General features: G+C 29.7%; 20 protein-coding genes. 8 read left to right on the top strand and 12 right to left on the bottom strand.

Translation table 11 applies throughout. The annotated features are described in order from the left end of the window. Nucleotides 1-7: 7 nt before the first annotated feature. Complete coding sequence (locus tag BWR22_RS01995; protein ID WP_076731770.1) at nt 8-793, bottom strand: THC0290_0291 family protein; 786 nt, start codon at nt 791-793, stop codon at nt 8-10. 226 nt (nt 794-1,019) lie between these two features. Here BWR22_RS01995 and gdhA point away from each other — a divergent pair, with 226 nt between their 5' ends. The 4 genes from gdhA (at nt 1,020) to BWR22_RS01975 (ending at nt 7,949) form a co-directional block, all read left to right on the top strand. Further along, the gene (gdhA, locus tag BWR22_RS01990) at nt 1,020-2,363 is read left to right on the top strand and encodes an NADP-specific glutamate dehydrogenase (protein ID WP_076731769.1); all 1,344 of its coding nucleotides are present in this window, start codon (nt 1,020-1,022) and stop codon (nt 2,361-2,363) included. 102 nt (nt 2,364-2,465) lie between these two features. Next, nucleotides 2,466-4,820, top strand: coding sequence for a type IX secretion system anionic LPS delivery protein PorZ (gene porZ / locus BWR22_RS01985; protein ID WP_076731768.1), 2,355 nt, complete (start codon nt 2,466-2,468; stop codon nt 4,818-4,820). Next, nucleotides 4,820-5,536 (top strand): DNA repair protein RecO, encoded by a 717-nt coding sequence (gene recO / locus BWR22_RS01980; RefSeq protein WP_076731767.1) that lies wholly within the window; start codon nt 4,820-4,822, stop codon nt 5,534-5,536. The genes porZ and recO overlap by 1 nt, the downstream gene beginning before the upstream one ends. Next, nucleotides 5,520-7,949 carry a TonB-dependent receptor plug domain-containing protein gene (locus BWR22_RS01975; RefSeq protein ID WP_076734341.1) on the top strand — a complete coding sequence of 810 codons (2,430 nt, stop codon included), beginning with the start codon at nt 5,520-5,522 and terminating at the stop codon, nt 7,947-7,949. Before recO ends, BWR22_RS01975 begins: the two co-directional genes overlap by 17 nt. A 39-nt stretch (nt 7,950-7,988) precedes the next feature. Here BWR22_RS01975 and BWR22_RS01970 read toward each other — a convergent pair whose 3' ends face one another. Then, a complete protein-coding gene (locus BWR22_RS01970) occupies nt 7,989-11,183 on the bottom strand; it encodes a lamin tail domain-containing protein (protein ID WP_076731766.1) in 3,195 nt (1,064 codons plus the stop codon). Nucleotides 11,184-11,230: 47 nt separating this feature from the next. Between BWR22_RS01970 and BWR22_RS01965 the strand changes: the two genes are divergently transcribed. Continuing rightward, entirely contained in the window at nt 11,231-11,707 is a 477-nt protein-coding gene (locus BWR22_RS01965; protein ID WP_076731765.1) for a regulatory protein RecX, read from the top strand. Between the two features lie 64 nt (nt 11,708-11,771). On the opposite strand, the gene BWR22_RS01960 is transcribed toward BWR22_RS01965, so the two are convergent. The 3 genes from BWR22_RS01960 to BWR22_RS01950 are packed head-to-tail and all read right to left on the bottom strand — an operon-like array spanning nt 11,772 to nt 14,998. After that, nucleotides 11,772-12,266: a DUF6646 family protein gene (locus BWR22_RS01960; RefSeq protein ID WP_076731764.1), complete on the bottom strand. Its 495-nt coding sequence runs from the start codon at nt 12,264-12,266 to the stop codon at nt 11,772-11,774. Nucleotides 12,267-12,274: 8 nt separating this feature from the next. Then, nucleotides 12,275-13,126, bottom strand: coding sequence for a cupin-like domain-containing protein (locus BWR22_RS01955; protein ID WP_076731763.1), 852 nt, complete (start codon nt 13,124-13,126; stop codon nt 12,275-12,277). A 57-nt stretch (nt 13,127-13,183) separates the two neighbouring features. Continuing rightward, nucleotides 13,184-14,998: a TonB-dependent receptor plug domain-containing protein gene (locus BWR22_RS01950; RefSeq protein WP_156875559.1), complete on the bottom strand. Its 1,815-nt coding sequence runs from the start codon at nt 14,996-14,998 to the stop codon at nt 13,184-13,186. Between the two features lie 78 nt (nt 14,999-15,076). Here BWR22_RS01950 and BWR22_RS01945 point away from each other — a divergent pair, with 78 nt between their 5' ends. Then, nucleotides 15,077-16,564 (top strand): aminotransferase-like domain-containing protein, encoded by a 1,488-nt coding sequence (locus tag BWR22_RS01945; RefSeq protein WP_076731761.1) that lies wholly within the window; start codon nt 15,077-15,079, stop codon nt 16,562-16,564. A gap of 15 nt (nt 16,565-16,579) precedes the next feature. Here the strand turns inward: BWR22_RS01945 and BWR22_RS01940 are convergent, their stop codons facing one another. Then, entirely contained in the window at nt 16,580-17,542 is a 963-nt protein-coding gene (locus BWR22_RS01940; RefSeq protein ID WP_076731760.1) for an alpha/beta fold hydrolase, read from the bottom strand. A gap of 139 nt (nt 17,543-17,681) precedes the next feature. On the opposite strand from BWR22_RS01940, the gene BWR22_RS01935 reads away from it, so the two are divergent. Next, nucleotides 17,682-18,131, top strand: coding sequence for a cytochrome c oxidase assembly factor Coa1 family protein (locus tag BWR22_RS01935; RefSeq protein WP_076731759.1), 450 nt, complete (start codon nt 17,682-17,684; stop codon nt 18,129-18,131). A gap of 4 nt (nt 18,132-18,135) precedes the next feature. Here the strand turns inward: BWR22_RS01935 and BWR22_RS01930 are convergent, their stop codons facing one another. The 3 genes from BWR22_RS01930 to dinB are packed head-to-tail and all read right to left on the bottom strand — an operon-like array spanning nt 18,136 to nt 20,241. Continuing rightward, nucleotides 18,136-18,549 (bottom strand): putative signal transducing protein, encoded by a 414-nt coding sequence (locus BWR22_RS01930; protein WP_076731758.1) that lies wholly within the window; start codon nt 18,547-18,549, stop codon nt 18,136-18,138. Between the two features lie 15 nt (nt 18,550-18,564). After that, entirely contained in the window at nt 18,565-19,092 is a 528-nt protein-coding gene (locus BWR22_RS01925) for a hypothetical protein (protein ID WP_076731757.1), read from the bottom strand. Nucleotides 19,093-19,140: 48 nt separating this feature from the next. Beyond that, a complete protein-coding gene (dinB, locus tag BWR22_RS01920; RefSeq protein ID WP_076731756.1) occupies nt 19,141-20,241 on the bottom strand; it encodes a DNA polymerase IV in 1,101 nt (366 codons plus the stop codon). Nucleotides 20,242-20,293: 52 nt separating this feature from the next. Between dinB and BWR22_RS01915 the strand changes: the two genes are divergently transcribed. Beyond that, on the top strand, nt 20,294-20,761 hold the full coding sequence (locus BWR22_RS01915) for a CYTH domain-containing protein (RefSeq protein WP_076731755.1): 468 nt from the start codon (nt 20,294-20,296) through the stop codon (nt 20,759-20,761). 64 nt (nt 20,762-20,825) lie between these two features. Here the strand turns inward: BWR22_RS01915 and BWR22_RS01910 are convergent, their stop codons facing one another. The 3 genes from BWR22_RS01910 to BWR22_RS01900 all read right to left on the bottom strand — a co-directional run bounded on the left by BWR22_RS01910 (nt 20,826) and on the right by BWR22_RS01900 (nt 22,236). Then, the gene (locus BWR22_RS01910; RefSeq protein WP_076731754.1) at nt 20,826-21,320 is read right to left on the bottom strand and encodes a hypothetical protein; all 495 of its coding nucleotides are present in this window, start codon (nt 21,318-21,320) and stop codon (nt 20,826-20,828) included. An 87-nt stretch (nt 21,321-21,407) separates the two neighbouring features. Continuing rightward, entirely contained in the window at nt 21,408-21,752 is a 345-nt protein-coding gene (locus BWR22_RS01905; RefSeq protein WP_076731753.1) for a hypothetical protein, read from the bottom strand. A 106-nt stretch (nt 21,753-21,858) separates the two neighbouring features. After that, nucleotides 21,859-22,236, bottom strand: a complete 378-nt coding sequence (locus BWR22_RS01900) for a hypothetical protein (protein ID WP_076731752.1) — start codon at nt 22,234-22,236, stop codon at nt 21,859-21,861. Nucleotides 22,237-22,300: the final 64 nt, after the last annotated feature.

Raw genomic sequence — 22,300 nt, 5'->3', positions numbered from 1 at the left:
TAAAAGTTTAATCTAAATAATAAATGTATCCAAAATTTAGCCAAACCATCCAATCGTTATATTTATTATATTTTAATTCATGATTTAAACCATCTATATAGTCGTTAAAATAATACTGACCTCTTAAATCAATCATTAAATCGGCAGATGTACTTAATTTATAACGTGCACCAATACTAGATACAACAGACCAAGTACTGCCTCCACTAACATCTATAGGTGTAGAATCTGGAGTTACATACCACGGATCGTAATAAGTATTTCCTGGACCAGTAAAAGTAGAACTCACTTCTGGATTATAAGAAACATAATGCGCACCTAAACTTACAAATGGTGCAAATTTATAAGCAAAAGCTTGAAAAGAACGAATACTTAGTGGAAAATATTCAATTTGCATTCCTATGTCAAAATTATTAGCCTCTCCTTTTTGACCTCTTAATTGTTGAGCACCTCTTCCTGTTCTATCTGGCTCCACATATTCTCCAAAATGCTCAAGTTTTGTTGTATTATAAGATATTTCTGTTCTTAATTTAAAGTGATCGTTAAAATAATTGTCGGTAGTATAACAATTACAATCTGCTTGATAAGCAAAATTAATATAGTGTACTAAACCAATGCCAAATCCACTATTTCCTGCATTTGTTTCAAATTCATTTCTTAAACCATAATCAGATTTAAAAGCAACAGGTCCAGTAATTATTCCTATTTCGTGAGAAAAACCTAATTGCGCAAAAGAGACTTGAATAGTAAGCAGTATAATTACAAACTTGGTTAGAATTTTTAAATTAAGCATGGTTATTTCTATAATTTAGAGGCATTAAACAGACAAATATATATAAAAAGCCGATAAACAAACAAAATATATAGGCAAAACGCAACATAATATTTTTTTATTGATATTAAAATAAAAAATAATGATTGCGAAATAGAAAAAAAAGAAGCGTTTTTTTTAAAGATAATGTATCTTTGCTCCACAAAACAAGTAATTCAATTATTAAAAACATAAAATCGTCTGTTAAATGGAAGATAAAATTCAAGCATTTTTAGATTTAGTAAAGGAAAAAAATAGTCATGAACCAGAGTTTTTACAAGCTGTTCATGAAGTTGCAGAAACTGTAATTCCATTTATTGAAGAAAATCCTCAGTACCAAAATAAAATGTTATTAGAACGTATGGTCGAGCCAGAACGCACAATAATTTTTAGAGTACCTTGGATAGATGATAAAGGAAATACACAAGTAAATAGAGCATTTAGAGTAGAATTTAATTCTGCTATAGGACCATATAAAGGAGGTTTACGTTTTCATCCATCTGTAAACTTAAGTATTTTAAAATTTTTAGGTTTCGAACAAGTATTTAAAAACTCTTTAACAACATTACCTATGGGTGGTGGTAAAGGAGGAAGTGACTTTAATCCAAAAGGAAAAAGCGATAACGAAGTTATGCGTTTTTGCCAATCTTTTATGACAGAACTTTATAGACACATTGGTGCTAATACAGATGTTCCTGCAGGAGATATAGGTGTTGGTGGACGTGAAATTGGTTATATGTTTGGTCAATACAAGAGACTTGCTAACGAATTTACAGGAGTCTTAACTGGAAAAGGAATTAGCTATGGTGGTTCTTTAATAAGACCAGAAGCAACAGGTTATGGTTGTGTATATTTTGCAAAAAATATGTTAGCAACAAAAAACGACTCTTTAGAAGGTAAAACTGTGGTTATATCTGGTTCTGGAAATGTAGCTCAATTTGCATGTGAAAAAGTAACTCAACTTGGAGGAAAAGTAGTTACATTATCAGACTCTTCTGGATACATTTATGATGAAGATGGTATAGATGCTGAAAAATTAGCATTTGTTATGGAAATTAAAAATGTTAACCGTGGAAGAATTAGTGAATATGTAGATAAATATACTTCGGCTAAATTCTTTAAAGGAGAAAGACCATGGAGTGTTAATTGTGATGTAGCTATGCCATGTGCAACACAAAACGAATTAAACAAAGAAGAAGCAGAAGTTTTAGTTAAAAACAATGTTATGGCAGTTGCAGAAGGTGCAAACATGCCAACAACACCAGAAGCCATAGAGGTTTTACAAAAAGCAAAAGTTTTATTCTCTCCTGGAAAAGCTTCTAATGCTGGAGGTGTAGCAACATCTGGATTAGAAATGAGCCAAAACTCTTTAAGATACAACTGGACAAGAGAAGAGGTTGATACTAAACTTAAACAGATTATGAATGACATTCATGAATCTTGCGTAAAATACGGAACACAAAAAGATGGCAGTATCGATTACGTAAAAGGAGCAAATATTGCTGGCTTTGTTAAAGTAGCAGACGCTATGTTAGCACAAGGTGTTGTGTAACAAAGAGATAATTTATTTAAAAAAGCTTCCTAAATGGAAGCTTTTTTAGTTTTTGTATATATTTTTGCAATATTATACGTTATCTAAACGTAATTATATGCTATGAAAATAAAAAATATACTTCTAATATTATTTTTCCCTTTAACAATATACTCTCAAGATTACTCAAGAGATTGGAAAGGCTATTTTTCTTATTTAGATATAAACGATATTTCTCAAGGTAATTCTAAAGTTTTTGGTGCCGCAGAAAATGCTGTTTTTATTTTCGACACCCAAACAAACGAAATAAAAGAACTTACCACAATTAATGGACTCTCGGGAGAAACAATTTCAAGTATTCAATATGTTGAAGAAAATGGATTACTACTAATTGGTTTTGAAAACGGATTAATGCAGGTTTATCTAGAATCTAGCCAAGACATAAGAACTGTTGTAGATATTTTAAACAAACCCACAATACCACCAATAGACAAAAGGATTAATAATTTTACAGTATATAATGGCTTAGCATATATATCTACAGACTATGGTATTTCAGTTTACGATATTAACGCTTTAGAGTTTGGCGATACTTTTTTTATAGGACCTAACGGCTCTCAATTAACTGTTAACGATATTGCTGTTTTTCAAGAAGAAATTTTTGTTGCTACAGAAAATGGTCTTTTTAAAGCAGATGTAAACAACTCTAATTTAATAGATTTCCAGCAATGGCAACAATTAGATAATGCTAACTGGTTAGAAATTGAATTTGTAGGAGATAAACTTTTTATTGCTAGAGATAACACAATTTTATATGAACTTGTTGGGAATTCTTTTGTTCAAAGAGTAGATTATACCGGCCAGATAAATCACTTAAGTAAAAACAACAATCAGCTTATAGTAACATTGTTAAATGCTGTATATGTATATAATACAGAGCCATTTACCGAAAACTCTGTTATAAATACATTAGAAGATTATCCAACAAATTTTACCTCTGCAATAATTAATGAAGAAAATGATGTTTTTATAGGCACACAAGGTGTTTTTGTAACTAATAAAACTGGTTTTGGTATTCTAAAAATTAATCTTTCAGATTTAGAACAAATAGACGAAATTCATCCAGATTGTCCTCTTTCAAATAATGCCTTTTCAATACAGGCAACAGATAATAATTTATGGGCAACATATGGAGATTATACTGTTTCTTATAACGCGTTTCCTTTAAGAGAAAGAGGTTACAGCCATTTAATTGGAGAAAATTGGAAAAACATTCCTTACGATAGTTTATTAGGAGCAAGAAATCTAACAAAAATAAATGTAAATCCTCTAAAGCCTTCGCAAGTATTTATTTGCTCTTTTTACGATGGCTTATTAGAGGTTAATAACGATGTTCCTACTAATATTTTTAATGCAACAAATAGTACATTCGAGTCTTCGTCAACTAATCCAAACGTTTCAGATATAAGAAACGAAGGTTCTAAAATAGATAAAAACGGTATTTTATGGTGTACAAATGCCAAGCTATTAGACCCACTTAAATCTTATAATATTACTACTGGAGAATGGAAAACTTATGATTTTAGCGAAATTATAATTGATAGAAACACAGAAATAGGATATAGTAGTATAGATATAGATCAAAATGAAGTACTTTGGATTGGTGGCCACAGAAAAGGAATTTTTGGATACAAACCAAACACCGGAGAATTAAAAAACATAGAATCTGAAGAAGAAAACCTACCTTCACCTTCAGTTAAAACTTTAAAAGTTGATAAACAAAACCAAGTATGGCTTGGTACTGACAAAGGTTTAAGAGTTATTTATAATACAGAAGCCTTTTTTAGCGATCCAAATTTCGAGCCTTCAGAAATTATTATTTTAGATGATGGCGTAGCTAGCGAACTATTATTTCAGCAATATGTAAAAGATATAGAAGTAGATGGTGCAAATAACAAATGGATAGGAACATTAGATACTGGTGTTTATTACTTGTCTTCAGATGGTCAAGAAACCATATACCATTTTACAAAGGACAATTCTCCTTTACCAACAAATCAAGTTATAGATATAAGTTTAGACGAGACAAATGGAATTGTTTACATAGCCACAAGTAAAGGATTAGTATCTTTTAATAGTGAAACCTCGGCACCAGATATTACACTCCAAGAAGCTTATGTATACCCAAATCCTGTAAGACCAAACTTTAATATTAACGACGAAAAAATTAAAATAAAAGGCATTACCGAAAACGTTAATATAAAAATATTAGATATTGAAGGAAACCTTGTTACCGAAGCAGAATCAAGAACAAATACTAAGTTTAGTGGGTATAATTTAGAAATAGACGGAGGAACAGCACTTTGGAATGGTAAAAACATGTCTGGTAAAACTGTAGCAAGTGGTGTTTATATGGTAATGATAGCAGATTTAGATTCTTTTGAAACAAAAGTTCTTAAACTAATGGTAGTTAGATAATGTTACTAACCACAAATGCAATTGTTCTTTCTAAACTAAAATATCGTGACAACGATTTAATTATTAAATGCTATACACAAAAAGAAGGAATAGTTAGTTACCTCTTAAAAGGTATTTTAAAATCTAAAAAAGGTTCAAAAGTTGCCTATTATCAATTACTAACACAACTTCAAATTGTAACAGATTTTAAACCATCAAGATCACTTCAATATATAAAAGAAGTAAAAATTAATCACCTCTACTCTAGTCTTCATACCAGTGTACTAAAAAGTGCAATAGTTATGTTTTTAGCCGAAGTTTTGTCAAGTTCACTTCAAGAAGAAGAGCAAAATGACACTTTATTTAATTACTTAGAAGCAACTTTACAATGGTTAGATACCCAAGATAGTTATGCCAATTTTCATTTATTATTTCTATTAAACTTAACTAAACATTTAGGGTTTTATCCAGACACTTCTAAAATAGAATTACCTTATTTTAATTTAGAAGCTGGTGAATTTCAAGATAAAAAATACAGTAAGTATTCCATATCAAACGAAAATTTAACACTCCTTAAAAAGCTATTAGGCACAACATTTGATGCTTTAGATTTAGTTAAAATTAACGCCAAACAAAGACAATCTTTTTTAGGTCTCATTTTAGTTTATTTTGAACTACATTTGGGAACCTTTAAAAAACCAAAATCACTACAAATATTTAATGAAGTATTTAATTAAAAATAAAAAATACACTTTAATTTCTCTGTTTTTTCTCTGCCTAAGTTTACACACCAAAGCTCAAGATGTTTTAGTTTTAAATAATAGCACGCAAGAGCCAATTGCTGGTACTGCCATATATAATAAAAACAAGTCTAAAAGTGTTGTTACAGATTTTTATGGTAAAGCTAATCTAAATATATTCGACACAGAAGAAAACATCTATTTTAAGCATATTTCATTTAAACTATATATTATTAAAAAAGCACTAATTGAAAATAATAAAGTACTACTTATCTCCAAATCACAAGGTTTAGACGAAATTGTAATATCAGCTTCAAAATTTAAAGAAAATAAAAGAGAGGTTCCTAAAAAAATAGCGAGTGTAAGTGCTTCAGAAATTGCTTTTGAAAACCCACAAACAAGTGCAGATCTCTTAAAATCTACAGGTCAAGTTTATATTCAAAAAAGCCAATTAGGTGGCGGAAGCCCAATGATTAGAGGTTTTTCTACCAATAGATTATTAATAACTGTAGATGGCGTAAGGATGAACAATGCTATTTTTAGAGGCGGAAATATTCAAAACGTTATCTCTATAGATCCTTTTTCTATACAATCTACAGAAGTTTCTTTAGGAGCAGGAAATGTAATTTATGGTAGTGATGCTATTGGAGGCGTTATGAGTTTTTATACAAAAACACCAAAAGTATCTTTTACAGATTCTACTTTTATTAAAACTAATGCCGTATTAAGGTACGCTACTGCAAATCAAGAAAAAACAGCACATTTAGATATTAATTATGGTTTTAAAAAATGGGCTTTTATCACCAATGCAAGTTATACCGATTTTGGAGACTTAAGAATGGGCAATAATGGTCCAGAAGATTACACTAGACCAGAATTTGTAATCACTAATAATAATGAAGACATAATTGTAGAAAATAACAATCCAAATATTCAAAAAACTTCTGGTTACAACCAGTTTAATATCATGCAAAAAGCACGATATGAAGCTAAAAATAATTTAAGTTTCGATTTAGGTCTATTTTATACAGCAACATCTAATACTCCAAGATACGATAGATTAATACGTTATAGAGGTGAAAATTTACGCTCTGCAGAATGGTATTATGGGCCACAAAAATGGTTTATGTCTAATTTAAATGTTACAAAATTAAGTAGTAAAGCTAATCTTTACGATAAAATTAAAGCAACAGTAGCCTACCAAAATTTCCAAGAAAGTAGAATTGATCGCGATTTTCAGTCAGAATTTAAAAATATTAGAGAAGAAGCTGTAGATGCTATTTCATTTAATTTAGACTTAGAAAAAAAAATAACAAATAAAACAGAACTATTTTATGGTATAGAATATGTTCATAATACTATAAATTCTGTAGGTTCTCAAGAAAATATTATAACAAACATAAGCGAACCAACTGTTACACGCTATCCTAATGGATCCACTTGGCAATCTGCAGCAGTATACACAAGCTTAAAATACAAGCCAAATACAACTTTGGTTTTTCAAACTGGATTGCGTTATAACAATGTAACCTCTAAAGCAGATTTTACAGAAAACAACACCTACCTTAATTTACCTTTTACAACAGCAAATAATAACTCGAGCGCTTTAACTGGCACAGCAGGTATAAGCTGGAATCCTAACGATTTATTACAATGGAAACTTAATTTCTCTTCTGCTTTTAGAGCTCCAAATATAGATGATATTGGTAAAGTATTCGACTCCGAACCTGGTTCGGTTGTTGTACCAAACAATAATTTAAATCCGGAATATGCATATGGTGGAGAATTAGGTTTAGCTTTAAATTTTAATAACACTTTTATTTTAGATACAGCAACTTATTACACCTATTTAGATAATGCTTTAGTTCGAAGAGATGGTGAATTAAATGGTGAAAACGAAATATTTTACGACGGCGAATTAAGCAATGTACAATCCATACAAAACGCATCTAAATCTTGGATATATGGTTTTGAGGTTGGAGCAAAAATTAATTTTAGTGAGAAATTAAAACTAACATCGCAATATAATATTATTGGTGGAACCGAGGAGACCGATGGTATAGAAGTGCCTGTTAGGCATGTATCACCAAGTTTTGGAAACACACATTTTGTATGGCAAAATAAAACACTAAAAGCCGATATATTTTTAAATTATAACGACCAATTATCTTTTAATCAAATTGCTCCTTCAGAACAAGAAAAAGATTATTTATACGCATTAGATAAGAATGGAAACCCATATTCTCCATCATGGTACACTTTAAATTTTAGAACCCAATATCAGCTTAATAAAGAAACTTCAATTACTGCAAGTTTAGAGAATATTACAGACCAACGCTACAGACCATACTCATCAGGAATTTCGGCAGCAGGAAGAAATTTAATTGTTGCTTTAAAATATACACTATAAAAAAAGCTCCTTTTTAAGGAGCTTTTTTGTTTTTAACACTTATTTTTTAATTGCTTTTTTAACAATTAACTTTCCGTTAGACAATTCAATTTTAGCAATATAAACCGAACTGTTTAGGTTTGATAAATTATAAACCTCTTTATTTTCGCTTCCGCGGAATTGATAAATACTACGACCTAAAAGGTCTAATATTTCAATATTTTTAATTGTTAACTCTTTAGAATTAATTGAAAACTGTACGTTGTTATCTTGAAGTTCAACAATTGATAGGTTTTGAGAACTAGCATCAAAATCTTCGGTTGATAATGTATTTGCCTGAAATACAATTTTAAAACGATTGTTAAATTCACCAACTTGAGATGTAAAACTATAATCGCTACTAGATAAATCATGAATTCCATTTGTTAAAGCATCTTCCAAATAAATGGTATTATTATTTAAAAAATCGCCTTCCATTTGAGCAATTGAAATAGTATAAATAGTAGGCACATCTACATTAGTATTTATACCAAGAGGAATTTCCTCGTTAATATTTAAATCGTTAGTAGCTTTACCTTGAATAGAGAATTTTTTATCATTACCAGGAATAATTGAATATAAAATAGCGTGCAAACCTACCGGCGTTATTTTTGATGAATCGTAAAAAGAACCATCATAACCTGCAGTAGCAGTATCTAAATAACCAATAGCAATTTGATTTCTTACACCATTATCTGATGTTAAATTAAGCCACAGTGTGTTTTGAACAGCATTATCTTGGTTATTTGATGCTCTAAAAAACTGATCGTTATTTCCTGTAACTCGCATACTGTTATTAAAAATAACATCTCCAGATGTGCTTCCATAACTATCTGAATAATTTACAAAAAAGCCTTGCCCAGATGGAATAAATAAACTTGGTATAACTCCATCTCCACCAGCAATTCCGGTTGTTCCATTAATTACTGCATAATCTGAAGTATCAAAATTTAAATCAGAATTTCCATTAATGTTTGAAGCTGGAGCAGTGTTTTGTGACCACAAATATATTTCACCATCTAAAATACCAGAAGATGTTACATTTTCTGCAAAGAAAGCGTTTACAGATATTGCAGAAGGATATGGATTACCAATAAAGTTATAATTCATATCAGCCGTCGAAGCATCATTTCTAACAACTGGGACATTAATTGTTCCATTATTAAAAGGGCCTTCAAAAATATGCGCATAACTATTTGGAAAAGTAGCTAGTTGAGAAAGCGTAGTTGCATAACCAACACCTGGTAAAAGCACATCTGTTCCTGCTGTAAGTTGCCAGTCGTCTCCATTATCATCTACATTATCTTGCCCAGGAACAGCCGAACCGTCGTTAGCTGTTTCCATTGTTAAGTCTGCATAATTAGCAGCATTATACCAAAATCTTCTATCGGTAGGAGATTGAAAAAACACATCTTGTACTTGTTCTCCAATTACAGGAGAACTCCAGTAAGTATATTCATACCAATTATTTGCTATTGCAGTTTCTTTTGTTACAGTAATTACTCCATTTGCAGGATCTAAAATAGCAGCTTTAGCTTTTGAAATATTTTGTACAACAGAACCATTTTTTTGCACATTAATTACTCCATTTCCATTTACTACAATATTACTTTCAATATCAATAAAAGAATTATCTGCTACAGTTAAAATTATTCCATTATTAACTGTTAATGAGCAAGCTGTAATATTTCCATCTGTTAATGTATTGTAAGGTGCATTAATTATAACTGCAGTTGAAGCAGTTGGAGTTATTGGATTCCAACCTGTTGTTTCCCAAGTTGTGCTCGATGTACATAAACATTCATTATTATGCCAACCTAATGTAGCAGTGTTGTTATTGCTAGTAGCTGTTGATGTAGATGTCCATTGCGATGCATTATATACTACAGTTGGTATTTTAACATCCGAGTTTCTTTTTAAATTTACATTTTGTGCAAAATTAGAATTATCTCCTATTAAACCAATAACATCAATATTTTCTCCATTAATAGTTTGTAAAGCCATAACATCATTACCACTAAAATTCATAGAGGCATTAGTTACACAACGATCTGCAACACCACTTGCACATAATGTAGAGCCAGATCTTGAGATTAAGTATGTTGAATAAGCATTTACAATACCTGTTAAATTAGCAACATTATTTGGACTTATACTTCCATTTGTATAATTAGCAATCCTATAATTTGATAAATCTATATCAACATTCGTAGGATTATACAATTCTATGTATTTTTCGTCAGCAGCACTAGTTGGCTCAAAGTATTCAGATATAATTATTTCAGAGCAATCTGCAATTGGTGTTGTAACCTCTCCTTCTGCATCAACAAATCTATCTGTAGCTCCTAAACTAGTCGCACTAATAGATCCATTATATGTGTTAGCTGTTAAGCCAGCTACTAATCTTATGTATATTGTAGTTAAACCAACTTCATTTGAAGCATTTGGTGTTAATGAAATTGTATTACCAAAACCAGTTCCAGAAGTTGTAGAAATTTCAAAATTGGTGGATGTGGCATCAATAAGAATATCTGTTGTTAAATTATAACCTTGAACAGTAAAACTATCTTCTACAACAGAAGCTTCTCCTTCTACATAACCCATACCTGTAACAACGCTTGGGTTTGCAGTTATTGTTGGCACAACTGGATTTGTACCTATAACTTGAACATCGTCAAACTCCATACGTTCTGTATTACGGTTATTATTCATTATAACCTGTATTTGCAAAGTACTACCTGTTAATCCTGTTTGCGATACTGTTGCAATATTAAACGTGTTAAATAAAAGCCCATTCATTTCGGTTACTGTTATCCAAGCTCCACCATCGATACTATATAAGGTTTCTAAAGTATCATTATCTGCATTGTTATTATATTCACGTGCATTTAATGATAAACTAACATTTGTAAAGCCATTAATATCTATTACAGGAGAAAACCAACTTGCAAAACCATCTAAATCACGACCTTGAAAACGTCCATTGGCATTAGATCCTTGAACACGAAATCTATCGTTAGTTTGAAAAGTAGTTGCAGAAACATCAATACTCCAATCTACTCCAGAAAGGTCTATATCTGTAGTATTTGTTGTATTATTAAATACAGCTCCTTTATGAATTTGATTATTAAAATTTTCGGAATAAAGTACAGTAGTCTGACTAATTCCAATACTACAGACAAATAGAAGTATTAAAAGAATTGTATTTTTTTTCATAACTGAGGGAGTTTTAGGTTAATTAATTAATAGCTTATTTTTGGTGCATGCATCAAAAACAAAAATCTTACACAGTAGAAGAAGCTAAAAAAAAGCTAGAACATTACTGTGCTTATCAAGAACGTTGTCATAAAGAAGTTAAACAAAAATTAAGAGACTTAAATATTATACCTGAAGCAGCAGATATAATAATAGTACACCTTATACAGCATAACTTTTTAAATGAAGAACGTTTTGCCAAAATCTTTGTTCGAGGAAAGTTTAACATTAAAAAATGGGGACGCTTTCGTATAACTCAAGAACTTAAGAAAAAGGACATTTCCAAAATTAATATAAATGCTGCGCTTAGAGAAATTTCCGACGATGAGTATATCGAGGTTTTTAATGCTTTAGCCGAAAAAAAAGCCAATACCATATTGGAAACCAATATACTGAAGAAAAAAAAGAAACTTACCGCGTATTTATTGTATAGAGGTTGGGAATCGCATTTAGTGTATAGTAAAGTAAATGAACTTATTAACTAGAACATAAAAAAGCCTTTCAACTTTATAAAGTTGAAAGGCTTTTTTATTTAAGATTGCTTTTATTTTACAAATTAAACACAGCTCCTACACTTGCTGTAAATTGATTATGTATATAATCTGCTCCAAAATTATTTTCTTTATATTTTGCTAAAGGTGTATTAAATTCTGAATATAAACCAAATCCATTTGTAAAGAAATAACGCATTCCTAAATGGCCTCCAAAGTTTTTTGTACTTAAACTTAAACCTGGATATACATCAAAATTATCGTCTATATTAATAACGTTTCCTAAATTAGCATTAAAACGTGCTTTAATATCGAAGCGATCTCCAAAATCTGCATTTAAGATGTTGTTGTTTTTAACATTTAGAGCATAGGTTGAAGAAACACCTATAGAAATGTTTTCTCCAATTCCATAATCGTAACTAACATTTAGCCCTGAAGCTAAATCTTGAAAATTTCCTCCAATTTGAAATTTTTCATCACCTTTTCCTTCAAAAGCTTGCGCATTTATTAGCGATACACTTAATATTGCTAATACAAAAAATACTTTTTTCATTATTTAATTTATTTAGTGTTTTTAATTGCTTGTTCGTTTTTCCAGTCTATCCAATCTTGACCTTTTAAACGTCGCATTAAGTTGTCAAAATTACGCATTACAATTATATTATAAATAGCTTTTCCTAAGTTTTTTGGATGTCTTGCTATTGCTCGCAAACTCATTGAAAAACCAGGCGTAATATAACGCATATAATGCCAATAACCTTCTGGCATATATAATACTTCTCCGTGATTAAGCTCACACTCCCAACCTTTTGCCTTTTGCAAAGCTGGCCATTTTTTAAAGTCTGGATTGGAAAAATCGATATCTTCTCTAACAATTAAAGAATGTGGTATTTTATACAAATGCTTATTTTGCTTTTGGTCGAATAAAATAACTTGTTTTTTACCTTCAAAATGAAAATGAAATATATTAGCTAAGTCAATGTCATAATGCATAAAGGTATGCGAGTTTGTTCCTCCAAAAAACAGCATTGGCAAACCCTTCATTAAACGTAGCCCAAAGTCTGGATATTTAAAATCGTTTTGAAGTTGTGGTACTTCTTTTAAAATATTCCAAAGAAAAATTCTAAACTTTGTTGGCTCTCGCTTTAACAAATTAACATACTCACTCATCTTCATTTTAGCGTGTGGCTCGTTAAAACCATCTTTATAATCCACTGGTCTATCGTCATAAAGAGGTACAGTTTTATCTCCTGCAATCTCTTTAATATAATCAAGATTCCATTTTTTATAAGCTGGCCAATCTGTTATAAACTGCTCAATAACCACAGGTTTTTGTGGTTTAAAATAATGCTTAATAAAATCCTCTTTTGTAATTGTTTTTACTCGAGGTATTTGTTTTAGATTTAGTTCCAATAATATTAATTTAAAGGCATAAAGTTAATAAAACGTTATGACTCTGTAAATATTGGACTATTTAAAATTATATTTTAAGCCAAATAATAAGTTTCCTTTTGGCATTGGCACAAAATTAGTCTCGCTATATTCTGCATTAAAAATATTGTTTGCAACCATAGAAAGCTCTACTGTTTTTAATTTTAAATTTACACTAGCATCTAAAACTATATAATGCTCTCCAGAGGTTCTTTCGGCATATTTATAAATAATATTTTGAGATAGATTTTTAAAAAATTGTGTCTCTAAATTAGCTGTTATTTGGTGCCTTAAAGAGTTTATTGAGTACCTTGAGAAATTACTTGGCACAGCTTTTAAATCGTCTTCTAAAAAAGTATAACCTGTTTTAATAAACTGATTAAAACCTGCAAAATTTAAACCATAAGATGCGTTTAACTCTATACCTTTTGTATTTAAATCTCTTATATTAGTTGCTTGCCACAAATCTGTTTCATTTTCTTTTACAAAGTCAATTAATTTTTTAGAATCTCTATTAAAAGCTGCTACAGAAGCATTAAAGTTTCCTTTTTTAAATTTTAAACCTAATTCTTGAGCAATAGCTTCTTCTGGTTCTAAATTCTCATCTCCTAATGTTGTTGGATCGTTATAAAACAAATCTGTATAAGTAGGTATTCTATATGTATAACCAACGTTTCCGTAAATTTTAAAATTATTATTTATTTTATAACCAAGATCTATTCCTGGAAATGCATGGTATTTAAAATCTGTAAAATAATTAACAGCTACACCTGGAGTAATATCCAATTTATTATTTAATAATTTAAATCTGTGCTCTAAAAATGCTGTAGTCATGTATCTATCTCTTTCTCCTAAATTATTACTAGATAAAAATACTTTTGCTACATCTACTCCAAAACCAGTAACACCAATTTTTGAGGTATAAGAGGCGTCTATTGAAGCTCCTACCTTATTAGTTTGATGGAAGTTTCTATAAACTTCTGGATTTTTTCTTACAAAAACATATAGATCTTGATTTCGTTTCCAATACAATTTTGGTTTTAGAGTAAGTTTTCCTTTTTTAATATTGGTTGTTATTCCTACCAAGCTTGCCTGAGTTTCTTCGTATTGGTTTTTTGCTGTAGGACTTGCATAAAATCCATTTGCTCCAAATTTTCTTTCTTGAAAGGAAGCTATAAGATTTATTGGTGTTTTATTGGTATTAAACGCTGCTTTTAAAAAGTAATTTTGGTTATTATAATCTGTATTAAATCTATAACCATCTGATGAATTTACAGATGCATGTGCAATAACAGAAGTATTTTTAAAATTCTGCCCTAATGTTGCAGCTACATTTTGCTGATTGTAAGAACCTAATTGATAACCTACAGAACCTATTTTTTCTGCATTTTTTTTAGTTACAATATTAATTGCTCCTGTAAATGCATTTTGTCCAAATACTCTAGCTGCAGGACCTTTTATAATTTCTACACGTTCTATTACTTCTAATGGTAAAGCCATATTCATGGTATGGTGTCCCGTTTGAGCATCTTCAACCTTTATTCCATCTATAAGTAATAATGTTTGGTCAAAACCACCACCACGAATGTATAAATCTGCTTGCATTCCAGAGGTTCCACGACGCCTTACATCTACTCCTGCCACTTGTTGTAATAAATCTGCAACATTAGTTGTTGCACTTTTTTTAATATCTTCTTGAGAAATTACAGATATGGTTCTTGAGTTTTCAGAAAATGGTAAATCTATTCTTGTAGAAGAGATTAAAATAGTGTCTAATTGTTGCTGCTTAAATTCTTGAGCTTGTATTGTTATGGAAATTGCAACAAGTAAAATTGAAAATATTATACGTTTCATAATAAAATTTATAGGTGTTTTTTAACGCCGCAAAATTCGTAACTTTCCGGATCACTAAAGTAGTCCAGTTTTAAAACAATGAGTAGTCCGGATAATAATATATTAAAATCTTTAATTCATTTTGATAAATCAACAAGTACTGCAATTTATATTCAAATTGCACAACAGATTATTAATGCAATACAACGTGGCTACTTAGCCGAAGGTGTAAAGTTACCTGGAACAAGAAAATTTAGCGAGCTATTTGCTATAAATAGAAATACTGCAGTTGCTGTTTTCGATGAGTTAGCCTCACAAGGTTGGGTAGACATAGTCGCTAACAAAGGAACTTTTGTTTTAAAACCCGAAAAAAAAACAGCCGCTATTAAAGGAAAATTACAAGGTTTTGAAAAGTTAAATGCGCACCCAGAAGCAGCAAGTTTTTCTTTTCAGTCATCTTTTAATTTAGCTTCAACCGAAGAATTTTTAATAACTAAATATGTAATTAACGACGGACAACCAGATTTAAGACTGCATCCCACACATCAATTTTCGAGATGGTACAGTGCTTCTATGAAACGTGCTTCGTTAATTTCGAAATGGAATCAAACTCAAGACCAATCTTACACCACATTTAGCAAACAACTTTGTAATTATTTAAATGCTACAAGAGGTTTTCATATAAAACCACAAAATATTGTAAGTACACGAAGTACAGAAATGAGTTTATACATTGTATCTCAACTTTTAATAGAAAAAAATGATATTGTATTAGTTGGTAATTTAAGCCATTATAAATCTAATATGATTTTTCAGCAAGCAGGAGCCAATATAAAAACCATTCCTGTAGATGCACATGGTATTGATGTAGATTTTATTGAAAAGAATTTTACTAAAAAAAGTATTCGTTGCGTTTATGTTTGCGCTCATCGCCAATATCCTACAACTGTAAAGCTAACAGCAGAGCGAAGATTAAAATTATTGCAATTAGCAAAAGTGTATAAATTTGCAATAATTGAAGACGATTTTGACTACGATTTTCAATTTAATGGTTCTGCTATGCTACCAATGGCAAGTGCAGATAGCGAAGGTTTTGTTATTTATTTAGGCCGCTTGGGTCAATCGTTTTTTCCAAGTTTTCAAATAGGATTTGTTGTTGCTCCAGAAAATATAATTAATGAAGCTAAAAACTATTTGCAAATTCTAGATAAACAAGGCGATTTAATACAAAAGCAAATACTTACAGAGCTTATTGAGGAAGGAGAAATACATAGACTAATTAAAAAAAATATTACTGTTTATAAACAAAGACGCGATTTTTTATGCGAATGTTTAAATGTTTACTTTAAAAACCATGCTACTTGGCATGTGCCTACTGGAGGTTTAGCTATTTGGTTAAATTTCAAACCTATGATATCTCTTGTTCAATTAGCTCAAAAAACTAAAAAAAACAATTTACTTTTACCTAAAACAATACTTTACCAAAATAAAGATATATGTGCCATACGGTTAGGTTTTGGGCATTTAAATAATGAAGAAATAGAAAATGTTATTAAAATTTTAAAACAATCTTTTGATGAATTATAGAAATGTTCTCTTTCTTTATTCTATAAACGAACTAAAAATAGTATAAAATTTATCTGGCTCTTCAAGATAAGGGTTATGCCCACTATTCTCAAACATTTCAAATTGTGCTTGCGGCATAAATGTTTTATATTGTACTGCAAATTCTGGTGTAGAAACACCGTCATAACGTCCTGCGATAATAAGTGTCTTTGCTTTTATATTTTTTAAATCTTTTCTGTAGTCTTGATTTATCATGCTACCAGAAACATCAAAATCTCCATCTTTACCTATTATAGAAACATAGACATCGTTTGCCCAACCTCTATACTTTTCTTTAGGCGAATTTTGCTTTAATTTAGTATTGTGGTAATAAATATATTTTGTTGGAAAACTAGCATAAACATCTGCCAATTCTTTGTCGCTAGACACGTAGCCTAATGCACGTAAAGAATCTACTCTTTTCCATTTTTCTGGAAAATGTGTTTTAGCATAATGGTTGTAACTATCGCAATTAGCTTGCCACATGGCTCCGCTATGAAAACCATTAATTAACACCATTTTATCTACATTATCCATATATTTTATAGCATAAGCTTGTGCTGGTACAGTTCCATACGAATGACCAACCAGCGAAATTTTATTAAATTTTAAAAGAATGCGTAGTTTTTCAATTAATTCCACATCATGCTCTACACTATATTCTTTTGGATCTTTAGCATCATCACTTTTTCCACGTCCTAACCAATCGAAAAATACAACAGTATTGGTTTTATAATACTGCCCAAAATTTCCTTGCATGTAATCATGAGAATTTCCTGGTCCACCTGGTAAAAAGAATATAGGATCGCCAGAACCTTTTTTTTCTACATTAATTTTATAACCATCTATTTCGTAGAATTTAGACTCAAATTTATTGAATATATCGGCATCTTGTTGTGCACAACTGCCTACTGAAATTAAAAAAAGAGAACAACAAAATAACTTAAGAAATGGTTTCATAAAATTGACTGATTTACTGTAAATATAATATTTTAACTCAAAAAAAGCTTTTACTTAATATGTTTAAGTGTAATGTATTATTTAAATTAGATACTTATATTAATAATTATATTTATAATAATTAATTAGAATAGTAAATATGGAAAACGTAAAACAAAAAAGTTGGTTTAGCAGAAATTGGGGATGGCTACTTGGCGGTGGTTGTTTATCTTTAATTGTTATAGTTATTTTAGTAGGTGTTGGTTTATTTTATAAAGTTTCCGATTCTATTTCTGGATCAGAACCTTATATATATGCGCTTTCTAAAGCATCCGAAAATGAAAAAGTTATAGATTTTTTAGGCGAACCAATAACAAGTAATGGTTTTGGTAACACAAGCTACAAATCTAAAAACGGTTCTAGTACCGCTACTTTAAATATTCCTATTAAAGGCCCAAAAGATGAAGCTATTATTTTTGTGTCTGCCGAAAAAATAAATGATGAATGGACTTACAATTCGCTTTACGTTAAAGTAGATGGTGAAAATGAAATTATTTACTTAAACGATAATACAAATAGTGAAACTGAAGAATCTTTTGACGATTTTTAAAAAACTATTGTATTTCAAATTCTGTTTTACAAATTTCGCATTTATATTTGTGCTTCGCAGTTATTGGTAAAGTTCCAAATAACACTCCAAAAATAAAACCGAAAAAGGATTTAAAGTCTTTAATAGTAGAAAATAAGTCTATTTTTTCGCTATTACAGTTAGGACAATGTATTGCATTACCATTATCATCTATAGAATATTTATGGATAGAATTTAAAATATGCTGTGCCTTCATTGCATCTTTACTAAGTACTTTCATTTTTATTCCTCCAATTGCATTACTTACCAAAGGATCTGTTTCTATAGTAAAATTGTCGCTTAAAAATACTTGAACTCCTTCTGCTTCCAGACGGCCTTTAATAATTTGAGCTTCGGTAGAATACTGGAATCTTGCTATAGTTTTAAAAGTATCGCTCATAGTAATTTGTTTTTGCTAATCTACGTAAACTATTTCTCCAGTAGAGATATAATGATCTCTATCCATCCATTTAAAATTTTTATTTTCTGTAGCGTCTAGTAAATGTGCATTTAAAGCAAAAGCAACATGAGCACCGGTTTTAAACGCACGGTCTTTAGAATAAAGATTACAAACCTCAATTTTTTTATTGGTGTTATAAAAAATATTAATTATGTAAACAGCATCTTTAACATTCATTGTTGCCGAGCTTGCCCACACTGTAGTACTTTCGGTTGTAGCAAATATAGAAACATATTCTACTTCTGGTAAAGGTTGCCACTTTCCAAAGTTTAAACCTAAAATAGAGTAGATTTTTCTGTATGTTTTATTTTCTAGGTTAATTTCTGTGCCATTGGTTTGCAAAAGCAAAACACTAAATGCTATTGGAACAATGTATTTAATAGAACCAAAAATCACTAAATACAAACATAAAACAGCTATTATTATACCAAGTATTGTTTTCCAAACAGGTACATTTTTTACATATTTTAGTGTTGATTTCATGCAATAAATATAACTAAAAAACTGACAGCCCTTATAAAGCTACTTAACTTAAAAGTTGATTTTTAACTGCACACTAACGCTTTTCTGCTCCACCTTTTTAGTCTTTTTCTCGGTATTTAAATTTGATAAAGAAATACCTAAAAGACGTACAGAATTACTTAGCTTTTCTTGATAGAGGAGTTCTTTAGCTGTCTCTAAAACTACACTTTTATCGCTTATAAAGTAAGGCAATGTTTTACTTCGTGTTTGGAGTGTAAAATCGCTATACTTAATTTTTAAAGTTACAGTTTTTCCTGCCACTTTACTTCGGTTTAATCGCTTAGAAACCTCTTCGGAAATATGCTTTAGTTTTTCGAGCATAAATACTTCTGACGATAAATTTTTACTAAAAGTACGCTCTGCGGCTAGACTCTTTCTTATTCTATTTGGTTTTACTTCGCTATTGTGTATCCCTCTAACTATGTAATAGTAGTATTTACCAGATTTTCCGAAATTTTGCTCTAAAAACTCTAAAGATTTAGACTTTAAATCGTGTCCTGTATAAATACCTTTTTGGTACATTTTTTCTGCAGTTACCTTGCCAATACCATAAAATTTTCTAATATCAAGCGCTTCTAAAAACTCTAAAACCTCTTCTGGATTTACTGTTTTTTGTCCGTTAGGTTTGTTGTAATCGCTAGCAATTTTTGCAACAAATTTATTTACAGAAATTCCTGCAGATGCAGTTAAACCAACCTCATTAAAAATACGAGTTCTTATCTCTTCAGCAATAAGCGATGCACTAGGATTTCCTTTTTTGTTTTCTGTAACATCTAAATAAGCTTCATCTAAAGACAATGGCTCTACCAAATCTGTATAGTCTAAAAAAATTGCTCTAATTTTTTGAGAAATTTCTTTGTAACGGTCAAAACGAGGTTTAACAAATATTAAATCGGGACATAAACGTCTTGCTTTTACACCACTAATAGCACTGCGTACTCCAAACTTACGTGCCTCGTAACTTGCTGCACTTACAACACCTCTATCTCCACCTCCACCAACTGCTAAAGGTTTACCAATAAGTTCTGGATTATCCATTTGCTCTACAGAAGCATAAAATGCATCCATATCTACATGAATAATTTTTCTTATTGGTAAATTGTTTAACATGCTGTAAATTTACTAATTATTGAGTACGCAATAATCTATAATAAATTTTAAAATGATTGAAATAGAACGCAAATTTTTAGTAAAAAATAATGCTTTTAAAAGTGATGCTTTTAAGCAAACTAGAATTGTTCAAGGTTTTTTAAGCACAAATAAAAAGCGTACTGTTCGTGTTAGACTAAAAGGTAATACTGGGTTTCTAACAGTAAAAGGAGCGTCTTCTAAAAATGGATTATCGCGTTTTGAATGGGAAAAAGAAATTACTAAAAATGAAGCTGAATCGCTCTTAAAACTTTGCAAAAAAGGTATAATTGATAAAATTCGTTATGAAATAAAAGTTGACAACCATATTTTTGAAGTCGATGAGTTTTTTGAAGATAATGCAGGCCTAATTGTTGCAGAGGTAGAATTATCAACAGAAAAAGAAAGCTTCACAAAACCAAATTGGTTAGGTAAAGAAGTTACAGGAGAGACTAAATATTATAACTCACAGTTAAGTAAAACACCATACTGTAAATGGTGATTAACAATAAAAAAGCATCAACCTTATAATAAAATTGATGCTTTTTTTAGTAACTATTTAAATATTAAGATGCTTTTTTTAAATCCATATTAATATTACTATTAATTAACTTATGCCACTTTTTAATTCTTTGTAATTCGTAATTTTCCATAAAGGCTTCTTGATTATTAAAAAATGACAAGACTTTATCTTCATCTTGCATAGAAAAAAATGTTATTCTCAATTCTAAATACTGTAATCTTGTTACTTTATCTTTTCCTTTTTTATAGTCTGAAATCAATGCGCAAGATTTAACTTTAGAAAGATTTATATTAAATATCTTATCGTCTTCTTTATTAAATTGAATATAAGTTAACATATTGTTTTCTTCTGCTAAACCAATATATTTATTATTCCAAACTTCTTTTAATTTATAATTAAAGCCATTGGCTTTAGTTATTTTTTCGGCTTTATTTTTTGTTTTTGATGTGCTATTGAGTCCTTTATAGATAAATATAAAAAAAGGTACAAAAACACAAGATACTACTAGTATCTCTAATACTGTAAGTGATAATTTCATTGTTTATTTAGATTTAATGTATAGTAAATCAACACTAAACTCATTAAAAAGTATAGTGATGCAATAGTTTTTAAGTAACTAATGCTTTTATGTAAACCAATGAAATGGAAAAATAATTTTTTTTGTAGTTAGAGCAACGTTAATAAGATTACTTGTTTTTTGATAAAACAAATAATTTTCTTGTTCCTCTTTAAAAACTACATTTATTAAACCTAATAGTTTAAAAAATGTAATATTTTCTTCTTGAGACAGATTAATTGAAAAATCTATTTGAGAGTTTTCAATTACACCTTGATTATTAAATAAAGAACTTGATTGTATTGTACTTTTTGGCGTACTATTTTTTTTTACAATAGCAGTATCACTTTCTGTAAAAAAGAAAGAAGATATAGCTAATAAAAGCGTTATAACTATATAGTTAAACTTTGCCATTGTAACACAACATTTAAAGCACAAAGGTATGCGATTATTTGTTAAGTATATACTAATTTTTTATAAGTATAAATATATATGTTTTAAATAAACCTAAGATGGTAATTTATATGGATTGTAGTAATAGTAAGCCCATAGCAATACATATAAAAGGAAGTGCTATAAGTAAAGAAAAATTATATTTTGGGGACTTTTTTTTATTGAATTTAGCATTCATTACTTTTCTAGTATTACCATTATAAGTTATCCAGTTCTTAAAATGAATACCTATGGATAACATTACAAACAATATCCAAGCTTTATCACTAGACATTGCATCTACATGCATGTTACTAAAAAAAGCTGCAAAAAAACAGCCTAATAAAAAGGCTATTGTTATTTGTAAAAGAGAAGTATAATATAAGGCTATATTATTTGCTTTTTGTTTGTATTGTTTTTTATACTTAGAAAATACGAAGTAAAAAATTTGATCGAAAATAGTCATGCTATAAAAGTAAAAAACCTGATAGAATGTTCTATCAGGTTTTTTTATTAATTTAAAATATATT

It is taken from the genome of Lacinutrix venerupis (assembly GCF_001971745.1).
Taxonomy (GTDB): Bacteria; Bacteroidota; Bacteroidia; order Flavobacteriales; family Flavobacteriaceae; genus Lacinutrix; species Lacinutrix venerupis.
The sequence above is the reverse complement of the archived record's forward strand: the minus strand, read 5'-3'. Positions and strand labels throughout refer to the sequence as shown.